This window comes from Paenibacillus sp. FSL R10-2734 (genome assembly GCF_037963865.1).
In the GTDB taxonomy this organism is placed as follows: domain Bacteria; phylum Bacillota; class Bacilli; order Paenibacillales; family Paenibacillaceae; genus Paenibacillus_AQ.
The window spans coordinates 1,843,004-1,861,381 of record NZ_CP150170.1 but is presented as its reverse complement, the minus strand read 5'-3'; the positions used below and the strand labels follow the sequence as shown (position 1 = coordinate 1,861,381).

The 18,378-nt window shown below is 40.2% G+C and carries 21 protein-coding genes and 1 pseudogene; 1 reads left to right on the top strand and 21 read right to left on the bottom strand.

Features of this window, described 5'->3' with window-relative positions:
• Positions 1-176: 176 nt before the first annotated feature.
• The 10 genes from NSS67_RS08300 to NSS67_RS08255 form a co-directional block, all read right to left on the bottom strand.
• A complete protein-coding gene (locus NSS67_RS08300; RefSeq protein ID WP_339319113.1) occupies positions 177-1,559 on the bottom strand; it encodes an SMI1/KNR4 family protein in 1,383 nt (460 codons plus the stop codon).
• Between the two features lie 113 nt (positions 1,560-1,672).
• Positions 1,673-2,221 (bottom strand): cupin domain-containing protein, encoded by a 549-nt coding sequence (locus NSS67_RS08295; protein WP_339319112.1) that lies wholly within the window; start codon positions 2,219-2,221, stop codon positions 1,673-1,675.
• Between the two features lie 371 nt (positions 2,222-2,592).
• A complete protein-coding gene (locus NSS67_RS08290) occupies positions 2,593-4,368 on the bottom strand; it encodes an aminopeptidase P family protein (protein WP_339319111.1) in 1,776 nt (591 codons plus the stop codon).
• Positions 4,352-5,473 carry an ethanolamine utilization protein EutH gene (gene eutH / locus NSS67_RS08285; RefSeq protein WP_339319110.1) on the bottom strand — a complete coding sequence of 374 codons (1,122 nt, stop codon included), beginning with the start codon at positions 5,471-5,473 and terminating at the stop codon, positions 4,352-4,354. The genes NSS67_RS08290 and eutH overlap by 17 nt, the downstream gene beginning before the upstream one ends.
• 19 nt (positions 5,474-5,492) lie before the next feature.
• The gene (locus tag NSS67_RS08280; protein WP_339319109.1) at positions 5,493-6,080 is read right to left on the bottom strand and encodes an XRE family transcriptional regulator; all 588 of its coding nucleotides are present in this window, start codon (positions 6,078-6,080) and stop codon (positions 5,493-5,495) included.
• A 296-nt stretch (positions 6,081-6,376) separates the two neighbouring features.
• A complete protein-coding gene (locus NSS67_RS08275; RefSeq protein WP_339319108.1) occupies positions 6,377-6,802 on the bottom strand; it encodes a hypothetical protein in 426 nt (141 codons plus the stop codon).
• Between the two features lie 158 nt (positions 6,803-6,960).
• Positions 6,961-7,116, bottom strand: coding sequence for a hypothetical protein (locus NSS67_RS08270; RefSeq protein ID WP_339319107.1), 156 nt, complete (start codon positions 7,114-7,116; stop codon positions 6,961-6,963).
• A gap of 100 nt (positions 7,117-7,216) precedes the next feature.
• Entirely contained in the window at positions 7,217-7,615 is a 399-nt protein-coding gene (locus NSS67_RS08265) for a collagen-like protein (RefSeq protein WP_339319106.1), read from the bottom strand.
• Positions 7,616-7,778: 163 nt separating this feature from the next.
• A complete protein-coding gene (locus tag NSS67_RS08260) occupies positions 7,779-8,495 on the bottom strand; it encodes a hypothetical protein (protein ID WP_339319105.1) in 717 nt (238 codons plus the stop codon).
• An 11-nt stretch (positions 8,496-8,506) separates the two neighbouring features.
• Positions 8,507-8,638 (bottom strand): hypothetical protein, encoded by a 132-nt coding sequence (locus NSS67_RS08255; protein ID WP_339319104.1) that lies wholly within the window; start codon positions 8,636-8,638, stop codon positions 8,507-8,509.
• A gap of 145 nt (positions 8,639-8,783) precedes the next feature.
• Between NSS67_RS08255 and NSS67_RS08250 the strand changes: the two genes are divergently transcribed.
• Complete coding sequence (locus tag NSS67_RS08250) at positions 8,784-9,065, top strand: hypothetical protein (protein WP_339319103.1); 282 nt, start codon at positions 8,784-8,786, stop codon at positions 9,063-9,065.
• Between the two features lie 59 nt (positions 9,066-9,124).
• Here the strand turns inward: NSS67_RS08250 and NSS67_RS08245 are convergent, their stop codons facing one another.
• The 11 genes and pseudogenes from NSS67_RS08245 to NSS67_RS08195 form a co-directional block, all read right to left on the bottom strand.
• On the bottom strand, positions 9,125-9,769 hold the full coding sequence (locus tag NSS67_RS08245; protein ID WP_339319102.1) for a hypothetical protein: 645 nt from the start codon (positions 9,767-9,769) through the stop codon (positions 9,125-9,127).
• Positions 9,770-9,919: 150 nt separating this feature from the next.
• Complete coding sequence (locus NSS67_RS08240) at positions 9,920-10,414, bottom strand: NUDIX domain-containing protein (protein ID WP_339319101.1); 495 nt, start codon at positions 10,412-10,414, stop codon at positions 9,920-9,922.
• 174 nt (positions 10,415-10,588) lie between these two features.
• Positions 10,589-10,924 (bottom strand): hypothetical protein, encoded by a 336-nt coding sequence (locus NSS67_RS08235; protein ID WP_339319100.1) that lies wholly within the window; start codon positions 10,922-10,924, stop codon positions 10,589-10,591.
• 64 nt (positions 10,925-10,988) lie between these two features.
• Positions 10,989-11,987 (bottom strand): NADP-dependent oxidoreductase, encoded by a 999-nt coding sequence (locus NSS67_RS08230; protein ID WP_339319099.1) that lies wholly within the window; start codon positions 11,985-11,987, stop codon positions 10,989-10,991.
• Between the two features lie 220 nt (positions 11,988-12,207).
• Entirely contained in the window at positions 12,208-13,317 is a 1,110-nt protein-coding gene (locus NSS67_RS08225; RefSeq protein WP_339319098.1) for a transposase, read from the bottom strand.
• Between the two features lie 168 nt (positions 13,318-13,485).
• A pseudogene (locus NSS67_RS08220) lies at positions 13,486-13,794 on the bottom strand (metalloregulator ArsR/SmtB family transcription factor); the annotation flags it as partial.
• Between the two features lie 316 nt (positions 13,795-14,110).
• The gene (locus NSS67_RS08215; protein ID WP_339319097.1) at positions 14,111-14,548 is read right to left on the bottom strand and encodes an SRPBCC family protein; all 438 of its coding nucleotides are present in this window, start codon (positions 14,546-14,548) and stop codon (positions 14,111-14,113) included.
• A complete protein-coding gene (locus tag NSS67_RS08210) occupies positions 14,545-14,994 on the bottom strand; it encodes an SRPBCC family protein (protein ID WP_339319096.1) in 450 nt (149 codons plus the stop codon). Before NSS67_RS08210 ends, NSS67_RS08215 begins: the two co-directional genes overlap by 4 nt.
• Positions 14,991-15,497, bottom strand: coding sequence for a MerR family transcriptional regulator (locus NSS67_RS08205; protein WP_339319095.1), 507 nt, complete (start codon positions 15,495-15,497; stop codon positions 14,991-14,993). Before NSS67_RS08205 ends, NSS67_RS08210 begins: the two co-directional genes overlap by 4 nt.
• A gap of 301 nt (positions 15,498-15,798) precedes the next feature.
• The gene (locus NSS67_RS08200) at positions 15,799-17,751 is read right to left on the bottom strand and encodes an AraC family transcriptional regulator (protein ID WP_339319094.1); all 1,953 of its coding nucleotides are present in this window, start codon (positions 17,749-17,751) and stop codon (positions 15,799-15,801) included.
• A 204-nt stretch (positions 17,752-17,955) separates the two neighbouring features.
• The gene (locus NSS67_RS08195; RefSeq protein ID WP_339319093.1) at positions 17,956-18,372 is read right to left on the bottom strand and encodes a hypothetical protein; all 417 of its coding nucleotides are present in this window, start codon (positions 18,370-18,372) and stop codon (positions 17,956-17,958) included.
• Positions 18,373-18,378 lie beyond the last annotated feature (6 nt).

Sequence of the window (18,378 nt, the reverse complement as noted above, 5' to 3'; positions counted from 1 at the left end):
TTTCGATCTATCCTTTTATCTCTTTATTTCCAAAAAAATTATCGTTACTTATGGTACGATTCAGCACCTGTCTGTAACGGCAAGTTAAAAGGCCATCCTTTGTGGGATGGCCCTTTCTTTGAAATATTCAAGCCAACGTACGTGATAGTTCAACAGGCTAGCGTTGCGGCGACATCCTACTCTGCGGCTTCCGCTTCCAGCCGTGCAATGACTTCTGAGCGGGCTTGATCCGTGAAGCAAAGCGCCCCGTTTTCCTGAACGATCAGCCCTTCCCGTATTCGCCCATCTATCCAGTCGCTGATCCAGCCGGGAGCATACCCGCCTTGACCGAACTCGCCGCCAAAGGCGATCATTTTCTCATATACATCCAGATATTGCTGACGGTTCGTATTCGGATAAGAGCTTGTGTACAGCCAGAACTGCACATCATACATCAGAGTAGAAAGCTCATCCGCATGAAAGGAAAAATGCCCCTTCTCTTCAACGATTCGGGTACATACTTTACGGATCTTTTGCTCAAGCTGATCCACCTCAGACACATGACTGCACAGCTTCGCAAGCAAAGGCGAGAATTGGCCTACGGCTACCTTGCGCAGATCTTCCTCTTTATCTTCTTGAGAGGTGTCATATTCCTCCTCACTCACCAGGCCGCGTATAAACGTCTCGAAGTCTGGGGCCAGGAACGTAATCTCATAATTGTCTTCCTGATCCACATGAATCACCTCGGGTTCCCCGTCCCTCCCGCAGTTCCGATAATCCAGCATCACGACATCATGACCTGCCGAAGGGCAGTCACAAATCACCACGCCGATGTCAGGATATCCCCACTCCTCAATCATAAACGGGCTGCCGAGATCGCCGCAGAGTGAATAGCTTTTCTCACGTCCGATGCCCATAATGCCCGTAATCGCAATATGATCCTCCGCCCATGAAGTCGCGTCCTCCGTCGGAAAACAAGTATTATAAGGAACTCCCCCATTGTGCTGCTTCATCAGACTGATATAAGAGGCAGGAAGCTTGTAACCGAGTGCTTCTTCTATAGAAGCAATCAGCTCATCCGTAGGCGAGGCAGAAACATATTCTCTTAGCGCATAATCGCTATCATCCCAAAAGTCGGAGAAATCCATCCCTTCAAAAGGAGTTGTAGCCATCCCCGAATCATTATGCTGCTCTCTGATTGCCCGTCTGGCTGCGGCGTGTTGTTCTTTGCGTAGCTTGCGCTGGCTGAAGTTCAGAAACATGACTGTTTTCTCATCATCCGGATCAAGGTCATGGGCAATACCCAGCACACTCACCGCTTCCTCATATCGATTCAAATAATAGTAGGAATATCCCACTCGAAAATGCCACAGATAGTCATTCTGCCCCTGTTCCGCAATCATCGCGAAGTGCTCAAGGGCTTCTTCATAACGTCCCAGATTGTTATACGCTCTTGCCAGACTGCTGACCACCTCGTAATCTCTGTCCTCTGGAGAAATCTTCATCAGAGTGTCTACAATCTTCTGGTGTTCATCATCCTCATGCCACTGCGACAGCTGTGCAATTAGTTCTTTGTTCATGGTCTACCTCCCCAAACGTATAATCAAGTTACTAGAATATAGAGAAATATGGTTTTCCCTATTCTACCAGATGGGATGTAGGTATTGAAAATGGGCACCCTCGCTCATAGAGCTTATATGGTCTCCCCTGTATACTTTTCTAGTTTTTCGTATATTCCCCTTTTATGAGCGCGTCTAACGATTAGACCAAAGATACTTCGCTGTATCCAGAGTGGAATGCCAGCGATTAGTGTATTTTGTAGCGATAACACTAAAGCGGTATGTGCGAGTAATTTTGGATTGCCCTTTGCATCTGTTAATCCATCCTCCATTAGCCCGTAGTGAATACGAACTGACTGCTCGAACTGGCTTGGTGGTGTTAATCGAACACGGAATACGACAGGCTTGTTGTGATTATTCTTAAAAGTATGTGGTGTTTTAAAAGGGGCAATACGACGTTCTCCCGCTTCTAGGATGTGGTTTGTTTTGCCCAATCTTACGGTGAGCTTGCCAGAAATCACTTCAAATTCTTCTTCAAAGCGGTCATGGATATGTAGTGGGGGACCTTTGCCGTACGGGGGTAGTGCGACTTCAATTAATAAATATTCTCCCTTTGTATCCTTTGCTGTTTCTATAAACGTAATTTGTTCGCCCGTAACTCGATTCGTTACCGTTTGTTCCACACATGCTCTCTCCCTTGAAAGAATCATTTATTAAGTAAACTCAAAGGGCTCTGCCACTTTAAGCCTCAATTCCTTCAATAATAGAGAAAAAATAAATTGCCTAATAGTGAGTGTTGTCATCACTTTGTCATGTGACAATATAGATAATAGGGCATCCCTTGGATGCCCTTTATACTTCTGTAGCTTTACTTACTCTTTTGAGCAATCATCTTCATTAGAATCGTTACCGCCTCTGCTCTCATTGCCGTATCATTTGAAGCGAATTCATTATTACCTTATCTTGATAGTAATTGAGGTTTTCCTTTGTATAACGAAAAAACACTAAGAATCATCTTAGTGTTTTTTTATTACTTGTATTCGGCAATACCTATTTATATTTCCCTAGTTTCTTCCCTCAGCCATCCGCACTCTTCTTCATTTAAATAAGGGGCTAGCTTCGTATATACCTCTTGATGATAATTGTTTAACCATTGCTTTTCACTCTCTGTTAACATATCAATATTGATACCGGCTAAATCAATTGGGCAATACGTAATGGCTTCAAACTTCATAAATTGACCAAACTCTGTTTTCTCGTCTTCAACTACTAACATCATATTTTCAATTCTAATTCCATATTTACCTTCAAGATATATTCCCGGTTCATTCGTAATAATCATGCCTTGTTCTAAGATAACATTATTATTATTCCTTATGCTCTGTGGTCCTTCATGAACATTCAAGAAAAAACCTACCCCATGTCCTGTCCCGCATTTATAGTCTAGACCATACTGCCATATAGGTTGTCTTGCTAAAATATCTAAGTTAGAGCCTGTTGTTCCGTATAAATATTTCACTGCGCTTAATGCAATAAATCCTTTTAACACCAATGTATAATCTCTCTTTTGTTCATCGGTAAGTTTTCCTAAAACAATCGTCCGTGTAATATCTGTTGTTCCATCATAATACTGACCGCCTGAATCAATTAAAAAGAGACTTTCATTCTTCAGTGTAAATTGTGTTTCTTTATTGGCTTTATAATGCATCATCGCAGCATGCTCTTTATAACCTGCTATCGTATCAAAGCTAGGTCCAACATATCCTTCCTGCGCCTTTCTGAAATCCTCTAATTTTTCTTCTGCAGTAATCTCTGTAATATCTTCATTGTCTACAGCGCTTTTTAGCCATTTTATAAATTTCACCATCGCTAAACCATCTTTTATTTCACACCATCTTAAATTTTGTATCTCAACTTCATTTTTGATAGCTTTTAGATTAGTCGTGATGTCAGCACTTTCAATTTTCTTTGTATTACTGTTAATGGCATTATATAATCTGCTATTTGTTTTATTCGCATCTAACATAATAGTATCTCCGCTTGAGAGATTTCCTAAGAAAGCTTGTATTTCATGATTCTCCTTTAACTCAATCCCTTCAGCCTCCAGTTCTACTTTAACCGAAGGAGAAACCTTGCAAGAATCAATAAATAAATAACAATTATGTTCTGCTACGATTACATTAGCTATGGCAAGTGGATTGTTAGGCACATCGGCTCCTCTTATATTCAACAGCCAGGCAATATCATCAAGGGAAGATAAAATATAATAATTTGCTCCTATATTTTTCATTTCTTTTCTTACTTCATTTAATTTATCTAGTTGTGATTTGCCTGCATATTTTACGTCATGCGTAAAAATGGGTCCTTTAGGAATCTCCGGTCGATCTTCCCACAGATCATCAATTAAATCTTGATTCATCTTTAATGTAATTCCCTTTGTTTTTAGATCTTTTTCCATCCTTTTAACCATATTCATTGAAAAAACACTTCCATCAAAGCCCACAACGCTTCCTTCATTAAGAACGTCTGCTAGCCATTCTGAATAAAAGGGTACCCCTGGATCGACCATTCTAAATAATCTAATTCCTGAGCCCTCGAGCTGATTTTCTGCTTGAATATAGTATCTTCCATCTGTCCATAACCCAGCATCCTCTAATGTAATAACTACAGTACCCGCAGATCCTGTAAAGCCTGATATCCATTGTCTACTTTTCCAATGCTCTGCTACATATTCACTCTGATGTGCATCAAAGCTCGGAATGATATAAGCATCCATTTGATTGTCTTTCATTAGCTGTCTTAACTGTGCGACCCTATCCCTGATATTCATTACTAATGCCTCCATCGTCCTTAAGACTAGATTCTTTATTTTCACGATCAAATAGCCATGCAGCTAGTACTATACTAATGATTCCGGCTGTAAGCTTTGAGATGATGAACGCGCCTAACATTTCTGGGGCTACTCCTGACACAAATCCAAATTGACCTCCAAACACAAATGCTCCACTTACTCCAAAGGCAGTACATATCACTTTTCCTTTAGGATTCATTTCCTTAAATGTTCCGAATATCAACAGATTACTAGCCAAACCACCTAGAATGCCCGCTACTGACACTGAATTTATGCCAAATTTATTTCCTATTTCTTTAAAACTCTTTTCAAAAATTCGATTGATAAGTGCTAGCATAGGATATGCTCCGCCTAAAACAAATGCGATCTTGGCTACGATTACAGTAGATTCAGATAGTGGTGCTAATCCTGAGACAAGCCTTACACCAAATATCACATCTATACCTTGTAAAAGTAATCCAACAGTACTCAAAGTCATTATAAGCTTTCCAAATACATTAAAAACTTTCATAAAAACATGAGGAGCTTTTAATAATCCTACTCCTAAAATAATGGCAAAAACAAATATAGGCACCAGATTCCATACTAATATATTGATATTTATTTTTTGCCATAAGCCTGCTGCAAGACATCCTATGGGTATAGAGATAATTCCAACCAACACACCCTTAGAAAAGTACTTTTCATCCTTTTTAGAAAGCATTCCTAACGCGACAGGTATTGAAAAGCTAATTGTGGCTCCTAATGTAGATGCGATGATAATTCCTGAGAATGCCCCCATTTCCTTTGTCAAGGCTAGCTCATTGGCCATTTGATAGCCCCCCATGTCTACAGCTAAAAATGCTGCAGGAACGATAGAAGGATCTAGATGAAGAACTCTAAAGATTGGAACAATCTCAGCGGATAAAAAATTCGTGAATATAGGGGCTAAAGAAAGTATTCCTATCATGCCAAGCCCTAAAGCTCCCATGGTCTTTATGCCTTCCTCAAATTTCCCACCCAGCTTCAAATGATTTCCGGTAATATAATCAATAGCTCCGATTACAAAAAAAGAACCGATTAAATATAATACAAATTTATCCATTGTTATAATCACTTTCTATTTACTTTATATAATCATCTGTAGTATGAAGCCCACTATTGTAGATATAATTAGGCGTATTAACAGCTATAATCTTGACCTTTTTGTTCGTATAATTAGCCCAATTGTGGTCAATATTTGAGTCCATATGAACACTGTCACCAGGATATAATTCATGCCTCGTACCATTTATGTAAATTGTTAATATACCCTCTAAAACATAAATGAACTCTTCTCCCTTATGCTTATAGGATAATATTTCTTCATCTTTCTTTTGCGGAAGAATTTCTATAAGCCTTGGAAATAGTTGTTTATTTTCTAAATCTGTACTTAAACTATACTTAATAAAACCACCTTCTACCAAATCCATTAATTCTTGTTCATAACTTCTTAAAACCATATCTTTTCTTTTTAGGGGATAATCAAAAAAATGTGTTAAATGCACTTCCAAAATATCAGCTAGTTTTTCAAGTGAATCAACTGCTATGGTAGTAAGTCCCCTTTCTAATTGAGACAGAAATCCAACAGATAGCTCGCTTTTTTCACTTAACTCTTTCAAAGTAATTCCTTTTTCAGTCCTCAATTTCTTTATTTCCATTCCTATATTCATCAAACCACCCCTGATTTTCATTATCGTGAATAATATAATATATATAAGAGAAACATACAATATGTTATGAAATAATTTCACAAGTATGAAATTCATTTAATTAACGTAATCATCTATTCTCTCAAGAACAGTCCGTAGAATCACATAATCTGCACAAAAAAAAGACGCTTGATCTATTAGATCTAACGTTTTAAATGGTTCTATTTTTAACCTCACTTACTTATGATATGGCTGATAAAAAAAATGCGAAAAGGCCGGTTCATCACCGGACGCTTGTCGCACCTGCACTCTCTAGCCTAAATTAATGCGTCGAAATGGCCCTCCGCGTTCACCGTCGCCGTCCGGGGATCGGTCGGACCGATGCCCTTGAGGCCACCCTTTCCTTCATTTCGCCAGAGGGGGAGGTGATCTTGAAGCGGAGAAGCCGGTACGAAATTGGCGGGGGTGCTGCTCCCGCTTTTCTGTACGAGCTGGGACTCCAGCAGCCGGATTTGCCGCTGCAGCTGCTCCCGGCGATAAGGAGTCTGCATCTCACTTCCTTGTGCCGCATTCACTTTATCCAGTTCCATCATTAGCCGGTTTCGCTGTTTCTCCAGAGAACTGACATCACTCTGTGTACCGCCGTAGGCCGCAATGGGCTGTACGGAGCTGATGCCTGATACTGTCTGTGCCGCCATGATCTTTCCCTCCGTTTCCTTGGCTCCCATTCCAAATTCAGCCAAATTCGAAAGTTCTAATCATCCTTATTACCCGGCCGGCCCCGTCATGACAACATCAGAGCCGTAATTGGACAATAATCGTCGTATAGTCTCAGTCGGCCGCTTGTTTCGACCCTACCAAAGACCCACCGAAGGCTGGCTAAAGTCCCTTCAGAGCTCCCTTACTCGTCCTTCAACCGCCGCTGATACAAAATGACAGACACTACTGTTAATACAACCGTCCATGCCAAAATAATAAGAAGGGGTTTCAATACATCGCCCGTCTCATAACCTGTATTGCTTAGACCCAGCAAATGCACAAGCTGGCTGCTTGGCATGTAATCCAGCACTTTGAAGACCGGATAATCCTTCTCAAATAGCGCTCCCTACGCACAACAAAGAGAACAGCCCTTATGCTGTTCTCTTTCGCTGTCTGCCTTAGAAGCAGGTGTACGAGCTAATCCGATTCAAATCAATGCCGAAGTACGCCCAGAAGAAACCGGTCCATCTGAACCCTGCAATAGAATTACGTCCGACGAATACCGGGAAGAACCAGAATTGCTCGCCGTTATTCAGCCAAATGTATGTGTTGCGGAACAGGCATCGTCTGATCCCCCCGGGGTCGACGGCAAAAGGGGCAGCCGACATTTGCGGTACGAATTGTGGTGGAGGGGCCGTCGGCGCTTGAACGCCTCCCGGTGCACCTCCTGGAGGTCCCGGAGTCCCCGGAAATCCTCCCGGTCCTCCACCTGGAAACCCAGGTCCTCCCGGCCCTCCCGGTCCTCCTGGAAACCCCGGAAATCCACCGCCGCTTCCCGGTGTTGGAAAAAATCCCATATGTGATCGCTCCCTTCAATGATTAGGCATAATCATCATATGCATTCGCGGAGAGATCGCTTGGGCGGATGCCCAATCACGAATTGATTTGAAAGCAGTGAAGAATAAGATACCAACAGTTTTTGTGCCAGGGGCAACTTTGACTGGCATGTTCTCATCTAGACTAATTAAGCTCTTTTACTTCTATTATCTTTTTACTAAACTGATACGTTACAGTAACATTTTCAATAATCTCAGTATTCTGGTAAGCAAGAGAACCCTCGAATGCTAAAGTATCATTGTCTTTCCATACGATCTTATCTGCATAGCTATAATTCTCATGATCTGTGCGAATCCATGTATCTAATTCTTGTTGTGCACCATATTTGACTCTTGCAGATTCTATTAACTCTGGACTTACTCTTCCCTCTTCAATATTACTAATTTGAACGAAATTACTTTTATTAGAGCCAGTTAGGATCGCAACTAACTTCTGATTTGGTGAAGGAATCATTTTTTTAACATACATAGATGGTGTAGAAAAACTTAAATACTCTTTAAGCACATTGTCTTTTATTCTCCAAATCACATTCTGACTTCCATAATCCGAATAATTATTAAACAACGTAAATATCATACTTCCGTCTGCTAACTTAACAATATAAGGACTCTTATAATTTTCCGACAGAATATCTACGGCAAAAGCAGCCGCATCGGCGATTTTTTGATTCTCATTTTTTAAAAATGGCTGGAGCTCTTTTAACGCTTTTACTCTCAACTTTTTATTATTAAAGCATTCTACCAGTCTATTAATAGCAATATATACATATTCATTATTATCACTTTTTAAAGCATGTAGAAATTTCCCCGCATCGTATTTAGTAGCAGCCTCTAACTCCATGTCTTCAGCTTCTAAATAACGTATGTAAGGTCTGAATTTTGATTTTTATTATATTCTGTTGCTAATAAAGCTGAAGCGGTTGAACTATACAGGATAAGGCAGGCACCCAAAATAACCCACTTTTTAGAGATAGCTTTTTTCATAGGTTAACCCCCTCTTGGTTACTTTTCAATAAATATGTTTCTTGCTTGCTCATCTATGCCAAAGAAAATGGCTTGCACAGAATTAAACATTATCTTTAGAACATGATACAATTTATCAAAAGCTGTTTATTAGGAGGTACAAGTAATGGAGGATAAAAAATGTGATTTGATCCATCCAAATGGTGTCAAGGAAAAGAAAATGGAAGTCATTGATGGCTGGACGATCAAATACCACGCAAAAGGAAATACAATTTGGTCAAAGGGAAAATTAATTGATGATACTCCCAGCGGTTACTGGGAATGGTATCGTACTGATGGAACATTAAAGCGTTCAGGGTATTTTGACATGGGCGAGCCTGTTGGCGAATGGATCACCTATGACGGCAAAGGAAATAAATATAAAACCACCACTCGTGATAAAAAGTAAAGACAACCCCTTCCTAACAAGGAAGGGGTTCTTGGAATAGATTTACCTTTTGATCATCTCTACACTCCAAAATGTTCTCTAACTAACCTAAATTGTTCTTCCACACTCATACTTGGTATTCTTTCAACGGTTTTGATCCCCATTTTAGTACAAGCATTCTTTATTTCATTGGAGAACTTAACCATAGATTTGTTACCGTGTTTTATCGTTTCTTCTGGATTTATCGTATAGGCGTTGATACAGTCCAAAATCATCTTATGATCTTCTCTAAAGTAATATAATCTCTCTATCTCTTCGTCAGACGTATAACAACAAATCATTCTCTCTTCTGGAATAAACGGTAGTATACGTTCAGGCATTATTCCTAAATCTATTATAATTGGTTTGTCATTAGGCATTGTTAACAAATCAATGATAAAGAAATCCATCATCTCTTCGACGATTTGAAATAGCCATTGGCAGTGCTCATCTACGGGTTTATTGAACCACTTATTCCAATCCAAATCAGGATTAGGAAATTGAAGGGCAGGGTATTCAACAGGACTAGTGAATGGTCTATATTTTAAGACATCATCACCTAATGTTTGAAATCCTAATTCCTCTACGAATTTCTTGGTCATGGTAGTCTTCCCAGCACAAGGCCCACCGTTAAGCCAATAAACATGTTTTAATTGTTCTTTCAAATAATTATTATTTATCTTCATCCGATACACCCCATATGATTTGTGTAGTATCTTACTCTAACATGTTGGTTTCGGGGAGATGGCGGATTCTAATCTTTCTATAACAGTGAAAACACATAGAATTCTCCTTTCTCTGCACAAGTAGTTATATTCTACGAGTTGGGAGTCCTGTTAGTGTAACGACTTGCTCTGTTGAATTTCATTTTCCTCAACATAATTTCTATACTTAGTACCATTGTAGTAATCAATAATGTCCTGATTAATCTCCGGATACAGTTGAATAGAGTGCAGCTCCGAAATAGGAACCCACGTTACACCAATTTGCTTAGAATCTGGTGATTCGGGAAGTCTTGGATTTGATCCTGCTTTCAATTTGCAGCTAAATGTAACTCCTACCGAATGAGTATCCCCGTATATGTAATTGCTTTTCGTAGGTTGATATTCGTAAACAAATGCAACGGAACCGACCTCTATCTCAACACAAGCCTCTTCTTTTGCTTCCCGTTTCACAGCTTCAATCAGTGTTTCTCCTGGCTCAAGGCCACCTGCTGGAAGGTTGTAATGCACGCCATCAAGATTGTCGTTCTCAAACTCAACTAGTAAAATGGAATCCTTCTCAATTATTAATGCACCAGCACGTAGTCTTATCTTTTCCAGTATTATCACATCCTAAGGTTATTGTTTTACATATGGGATATTGTACCATTTAACATTCCTAAGAGAAGAGTCTTTAATGGATCCTGTACAATGATTGCATAACTTCTTTGGCACTTTTAAGAGCGTTGCTATTCCTTAAACATCCGTTTTCTCTTACAGTCAGGCTTATTAATTTAAGTTGCCTCATCCTTGTAAGTTAGACTCATCACATTTACAAAATATCAATTCAAATTCTCCTTTTAATATTAGATGTCCAATCACCTCTTCAATACGAATACGACTGCATTCGTCCACAAGTACCATATCACTTCCCCAAAAATACTTTCCATGTAAACACTCGCCAGTTCGTTGATTCTTTTCTGCGAGAGTAGTTATGTTCTTGTAAGTAAAAAATGAAGCTATCCACCTTGAGCCGTCTTCAAATGAAACGATTGCATCAGTGTTATCATTATGTATGTTCCATTCTCCTTCAGCCCAATTTTCAGCTTCAATCCAAATGGAATAGTTCATAGCCTTCATTAAGCTCTCCTTTACACTATACATGTTCAGTTACTCTTCTTTTAACTTACTAATGGTCTTCCTTTCACTTTATCTTTAATATGATCTTTCCTTTTGCCCTGCCCGATTCGGAATACTCCATCGCCTGTTGAGCTTTCTCAAAAGAAAAAATTTGATCAATTACAGGCTTTATTTTCCCTGCTTCTATAAACTCTGAAATGATCTCCAGTTGTCTGCCGCTTTGTTTCATGAACAAGAAGCTGTATTTGACATTATATTGCTTCTCCAATTTTGTTAGCTTACGGGTAACCAATCGAAAAAGACTCGTTTTTATAAAACCAGATCCATATTCAACTCCGAAACGTGCATTGGGCAGCCCAGAAACCGATACAATTTGTCCGCCTGGTTTGACTATTTTAAAAGCTCTTTCTAATGTTTCTCCGCCAATTGTATCGAATCCTCCATCATAATTTTGTAAGACTTTATCAAATTGTTCTGTTTTATAATTGATTATTTGATCCGCTCCAAGGGATTTGACCAATTTAGCTCCAGCATCGCTAGTAGTTGTAGCAACGTAAACCCCCATCGCTTTGGTAAGCTGGATAGCAAAGGTTCCAACGCCGCCCGAGCCAGCTTGAATCAATACCTTCTGCCCTGCCGATAGCTGTAATATATCATGTAGTGCTTGATAGGATGTAAGCCCGACTAATGGGATTGACGCTGCTTCCTCAAAAGAAAGGTTTTGAGGCTTTAAGGCTATATCGTCCTCATGTATGGATATATATTCTGCGAAGGTTCCAATTCTATTCTTTCTTGGCCGTCCGTATATTGCATCGCCTATTTTGAATTTTGTTACTTTGTTTCCTACTTTGGTAACAGTACCTGAAAAATCATTTCCTAAAATAAGCGGCATATCGTATTTCAACAGCATACGAACTTTGCCATCCCGCACCCTAAAATCGATAGGATTAATACTCGCTGCATGGATTTCTGCCAATACATCATAATCACCCACTGAAGGTGTTGGAATGTCTGCCAATAAAAGAGGACCTTTCCCGTATTTTTCAATGATCATCGCTTTCATTAATAAACCTCCATTTCATTTCTAGTAATATTGTTCCGTCAACAACTCATGACTAAAGTCACGAGCTTGTCTCCGCCTACAACGTAGACGGTGCTTGTACTTCATACAAGCCTTTTAGACTTATTCCTAACCAGTAGTGCGAACGTACCTGATGGTACTCCTACCTTAGCGTGTTGGAACATAAGGACGGTTGACTTCGCCCCTACTAGAAAAGTCATACTTAACTAGTAACTGTATTCATGGCTTCTACGCCTTTTCTGTACAGGTTCATTGCACCAATACGGTCATCGTTTGATTTGTAGTGGCAATTACAACATTCAAAAGCATGTTGTTTCTTGTTACGGTTACGCTTATCAACGTGTCCACATGTAGGACACGTTTGAGAAGTATACTTAGGGTCTGCTACCATCACTTTATGACTGTGTAATTTGGCTTTATATTCAAGCATTTCACGGAATTGATAGAACGCCCAAGAGACACTTATATATCGATTGCGTACTAGAACTTTTTCGGTAGCGTTACGAACACCACTTAAATCTTCTAATACAAACAACGTCCCTTTTGGATATTGCTCAACGAGTGCCTTTGTTACTTGATGATTAACATCACGAACATAACGGTTTTCTCTTGAACCTATTTTTTTTAGACGTTTACGTGCGGAAGAGGTTTGGCATTGTTGTAGCTGCTTGCGTAGAGCTTTGAACTGTCCTCGTTTATGTTTGATGGTTCTACCTTTGAAAAACTTGGTTTTTCCTTGACTGTCATACGTTGTAGCTAAGAAATTTAAGCCTAAATCAATACCAACAACGTTATTGATGCTTGTGTCGCTAATTTCTTCAAACGTTTTAGTCACAGGAATATGCAAAAACCACTTGTCAAATTTATGGACTAACTTTGCGGTGCCGAATTTCCAAGTACCGTCGAAGTATTTCTTCATCCCTTGTTTTTCAAAACGAAATTTCAAACGTCCATCTAACGTATTGACGGAAAAATGGTTTTTGTTAAGAGAATAATCACGATTCCAGACTAAATCATACTCAAGTATCTTAAAGGTGATTAACGACCACTGATGACCATTAGATTTAGCAGATTTATAACGAGCAATGACGGTTTTCATAACCGATTGCGCCATTTGACTTTTCAAGTAAAAAGCTTCTCTCAATATTGTATAGAAACTTGAATTAAGTTTAGCTTGATTCAATTCTTTTGTTTCAAATACCTTAGCAGATAACCAGTTACAAGCTTTACGATATGCGTCTGTTGTAATTACCAGAGAATCAACTTGTTCGTCTGGAACGTAAATTTGTATTTTTGCAGTAATAGTAGACATTGAGACTCACCACCTTTCACTAATCTAACAATACCATATTCTTTAGTAAAAAAATCCAGAAGTGAAAGTGAATCGGAAGGAACACTTTGGCTTTCGCCAACGACGTTTCCTCCCATGACTTAAGTCACGGGTATCCACGTCGAAAATGATGAATTCATCGAGATGGTTTATAAGATTTTTTAACACTCCTAATTTTGTTCTAACGTCCATAAAATAATAATTTTTAGAGCCTTCTTCCCTCACCATTATAATTCCGGCTTCTCTTAAGATTCTTAGATGATGGGAGACCGCTGGTCGTGAAAGATGCGTTTTTTCAGTAATCTCACCTACGCGTAATCCGTCCGTACAGGTAGTCTCCATAAGTACTGTAATAATGGATTGTCTTGTCTCATTACCAATAGCCAAAAAGACCTTCTGGCACATCTTGAAATCGTCTTTGATGACTTCGACTTGTTGCTGTTTATTAATGATTCTCACCGCTTTCATCTCGTTCAATCGTTTAACTTAGTGAACCATTTGCTGACGAGTATGTCATAACAAGATATGGCTCTGCAACCTTGGGAAAGAAAATGGAGATCACAAGTAAATTTTTTACATTTCTTCACCACCAACCCTCAGAGCAGAATTGTCGATAAATCTAAAATCTTATCCAGAACAATGGGTGATTTAAACCATTGATAAAGTCTGCTTATAAAAATACGCCGTCCAATTCCCGACAGGGAACGTGAACGGCGAATATTTTTAAGTCATCATATTAATGGCTGTTCAAAGCTGATATCCCTTCGAAATACTATTAGGAAAGTTCCTCCAGTACCTTGCCAAGTCGCTCAAGGTTTTGTTCATTACCTTCTATGCAGTACGGCTTAGCTTCTTCAAACTCCTCTTGATTCTTGAAAAGCTGACGGAAGGTTACCCTAGTGCGGCCCTCAATGCTCTCGAAGGTAGCCGTTATCCGAAATTCGTGGCCGGATAGATGGTCAAGCACGATCCGCTCCGGTGGCACGATTTCAACAAAGACGTTATGGTTTGGATAATCCGCACCATCTGGTCCGTGCATGGTGTAACGCCACGTACCTTCCGGTCTCATATCGCATTCGTGAAATGTATTCGTAAAGCCTTGCGGTCCCCACCATCGGGCTAATAAATTGGGAGTTGTCCAGGCTCGAAACACGAGTTCCCGCGAGACCGCGTACTCGCGCGTAGCAATCAGTTCATTTTCACCTATAGTCATGATTCTACCTCAACTTCTACTACCTTACCCAGTGTGTCCAACATGATGTTTGTACCGTGTTCTCTTATTTCAGGTGTATCATGCCCGTCAAAGAAAGTGCCTTGCTCCGTGAAGATCAGCTTTGTACCGCCATCCACTTTGATGAGCTCGACTGTTGTGATGGATACGGAGATACGTGTTTCGCCTGAATCAAGGGTGTACGTATAGACAATGCGCTGCTCTGGAACAAGCTCCTGGTAGCTTGCATCGAAGGTGAAAATCGGTCCTTCCGGTGGCCCGCCGCTGCTATACTCACGTCCACCAACCTGAAAATCGAAGATTTCCGGCTTGGAAAACCATTTGGCTTTGGCAATCGGGTCAGCCCATGCGTGATAAACCTGCTTCGGTGAAGCGGCATAGGTCCGCTCGACGACGAAGGTTCCATGCTTGACGAATCGTTCTTTCATTGATTTTCCTCCTTATGATTCGGAATTCCGTTTTCCTCGGTAAGAAAGTCTCCCAGTAGGTCCAAATGTCGCTCCCAACTCGTTTGCCGTTCAATGACTGGTTTCTCAAATTCCATCTTCATTGCTTGCAGAAGGTTTGTAAAATCCTCAACCGTTAATTCCGCCTTGCCCTGCATAAGTTTGGATGCATATCTGAGCTGCTCCAATAGTTTTTGCTGCAGTTTAATCTGTTCTTTGATTTGGTTTATCTGCAGGTCAACGATCTCAAACGGACTGATTTGTCCGCCAGTTAAGGTCGTCTTTATCTCCTCCAGAGATAATCCCAGCCCCTTAAGCGATAATATCTGCTGCAATCGTGATAAATCCAATTCATTGTACAGTCTGTGGCCGGATTCCGTTTGTCCTGACGGAGAAAACAACCCGATTTGATCATAAAATCGTAAAGTTCGAATAGTAAGTCCTGTCAGCTTTGCAAGTTCCCCGACCTTCCAATATTTCTTCATGAACCCTCTCCCTCTTTGGCGCTAGCTTTGTACCGGTAGCTCAATTGTAAAACATTACGTTACGTAAGGTGCAAGTGTAATCTTGACGCTAGATCGGTATTTATTTGCGCTTTTGTGTATATATCTTCCAGCCGTTAAATTTCATGTTATTTCCATTGTAGCAATCATTTGTCCTGGGTCTACCATCTATAAAGCTAAAAACAATGAGGATGAAAAGGGTATGCAAAACTACAAAAGACGAAGCCATAATGGGCTTCGTCTTTTTATTTAAATGACTTCAGGTAGATTCAATCCAATAAGGTTATTTCGATGAAGCCAGCTTCGATAATTTGTCGGCAATATCTTCAGCTTGTAACAAGGAGGAGTACGAATCTGCTGCAAAATATTTTTCCATATCAATCTCAATCACTCGATTGTTTTTGATTGCATCCAACATCTTCCATGTTGCTGGCAACTGAGGCGGTTCTTTGTCCTTTACTGTAAGGACAATAACATAGTCACCTACATAATCATTTACCGTTTCCCAAGAAACTTCAACACGGCTCATTTCCTTATCAATGATTTCACTTTGAACTTTTGGAGTGGGATTCAGACCCAAAATATCGTAAGTAGCTCTGCCGCCTCTCTCACCTTGATTACCAATGACCATTAAAAATTTCTCTACCGTGATATAATCTACGATAGAAATAGTTGCATCTGGTGCAATTACATTTTTAATTTTTTCGCGGGCAGCTATTTTACGTTTTTCGAAATCTGCCACAAATTGTTTAGCCTCTTCTTCTCGATCAAGAATTTCTCCCATAGCTGTAATCTCTTCTTGAATCGTTGCGTATTTACTTGTATCAAATAATACGGTCGGTGCGATCTTAGAATAGTTGCTATAAGCATCTTTATTCCACGTTATGATAACGTCTGGCGCTAGCTCTAATACTTTCTCAAAAGAAATACTTCCTTCTGCCCCTATATCTTGTACCGTCTCATCTAAGAAAGGTTTGAGAAACTGAGAATACTCCAGTTGGGTATTTGATGCTCCAACCGGTGTTACCCCAACGGCCAAGACTGGCCCCAAATCCCAATCAACTACAACACGTTGGGGATTGGCTGGAACATTAACATCCCCCATGACCGTTGCTATTTTCCGTAAACCCGTATTTTCAATGGCCTGATTGGAAGGTTTACTTTGGGTTGGTTCTGCTCCCGCATTACTATTACGGCTAGTGTTCCCATTTCCGCAAGCTGCAAGTAACAGTGTAAGCACAAGCATTAACATTAATCCTTTTTTCGTTTCGATCCCCTTTAACATCTGTTTATCCCCTTCAAGTTTCAATTGATAATGATTATCATCATCAATATAACAAGCAGAAGAATATTTGCCCATGGAGGATAAGAACTCTTGCCATGGACTATCTGAAACGATCAAACCTGTCTTCACCTTATTTTTGTATTGAACTGGCGTCGTTCCAACCTGCTTCTTAAACAGACGGGTAAAATAAAAGACATCACTATAACCTACGTTTACAGCAATCTCCTGAACGGTGGCATCGGTTTGAATCAGTAACTCCTTCGCTTTAGCCATCCTCGTCTGAATTACATATTCAATGGGACTTCTCCCTGTCCGGCGTTTGAACTGCCTCGATAAGTATTGAATGCTATAATTCCAAACTTCTGCCATAGATTCAAGTGAAATAGGCTCATTATAATGTTTGTGAATGTATTGAATGATCTGTTCCACTAAATCTGTTTCTTTAAGTGCAACTCCCTGAAGCTGTAACTGCTGTACAAGCGTATATACGAACTGATAAAAATGGATTTTCGCTTGGAACCGTTCCATAGCCGGTCTGCGATTCCATTCCTCATACATCGATTCCATATGACGATATAACACAACCGGAGAAATAGGTTTACATGCATATTGCAGATGAAAAGGGTTATTTATATGATAGGATTTCAATATTGTTTTACTAGCTTTAGTAGAAATACTACCTCTATATAAAATGTAATAGTAGGTGACATCCTCATGTCCAACCTCGAACTTGATGTTACTTCCTTTTCCCGCATGTAAGACAAAGAATCGTTCTAATGGATGCCGATCACCATCCAACCAGATCGTACCTTGCCCTCGCACGACAAATATAAAACTACTAGCTGGGAGTACATGTTGCTGCTTACTCTCTCTACGTATCACATGTTGGCGAATATCCACCAGTTGAATCCATGAAGTGTCCCATATCTGGATGTATTCTTCCCAATTCACTGTTAATCCTCCCAATTCCAATAGCATGCTAATCCTTTGCAGCTGCAAATCCCTATACAAACAAAAATCGTAAACGATAACCATTATCATTGTCAAATGATAGGTGACTACTTGCCTAACGTAACTCGTTGAAAAAGCCCTCTCCACCCTAAAGGGTGAAGAGAGCTTAAACTTGCCGCTTCGAAGATGACATAGCCGGCTATATTAAATTTTCGCACCCGATGTTGCTTGAGCCAGTAGTTCCTCCAGCCACTTTACAGCCTCAGCCTCTTTCGCGAAGGCGCCTCCGGGACAACCGTAGGTTCTTTTAGTAGATACTGCCGTTACCGGCTTGTAGAGAGCGAGCAATTTGGCGTTCTGCATAACAACCGCGATGCCTGAGCAATATTGAGCAATTTCATGTTTGTTCCGCTTGCACCAGTTCATATACGACTGTGTGACTGCACGCTCTGGACGTGCGTTCTTCTCTGAGGAATGCAGCATGATCAGACCAAAGGGGGATCGGCGGGAGAGCAGTTCTTCCCAATAAGAGATATATTCCTCTACCGTCTCCTGATCAAAATTCTCTCCCAGACTTAGGCTAATAATCGGCCAGTTGGATTCATCCTTTGTGATAGCCATGCGTTT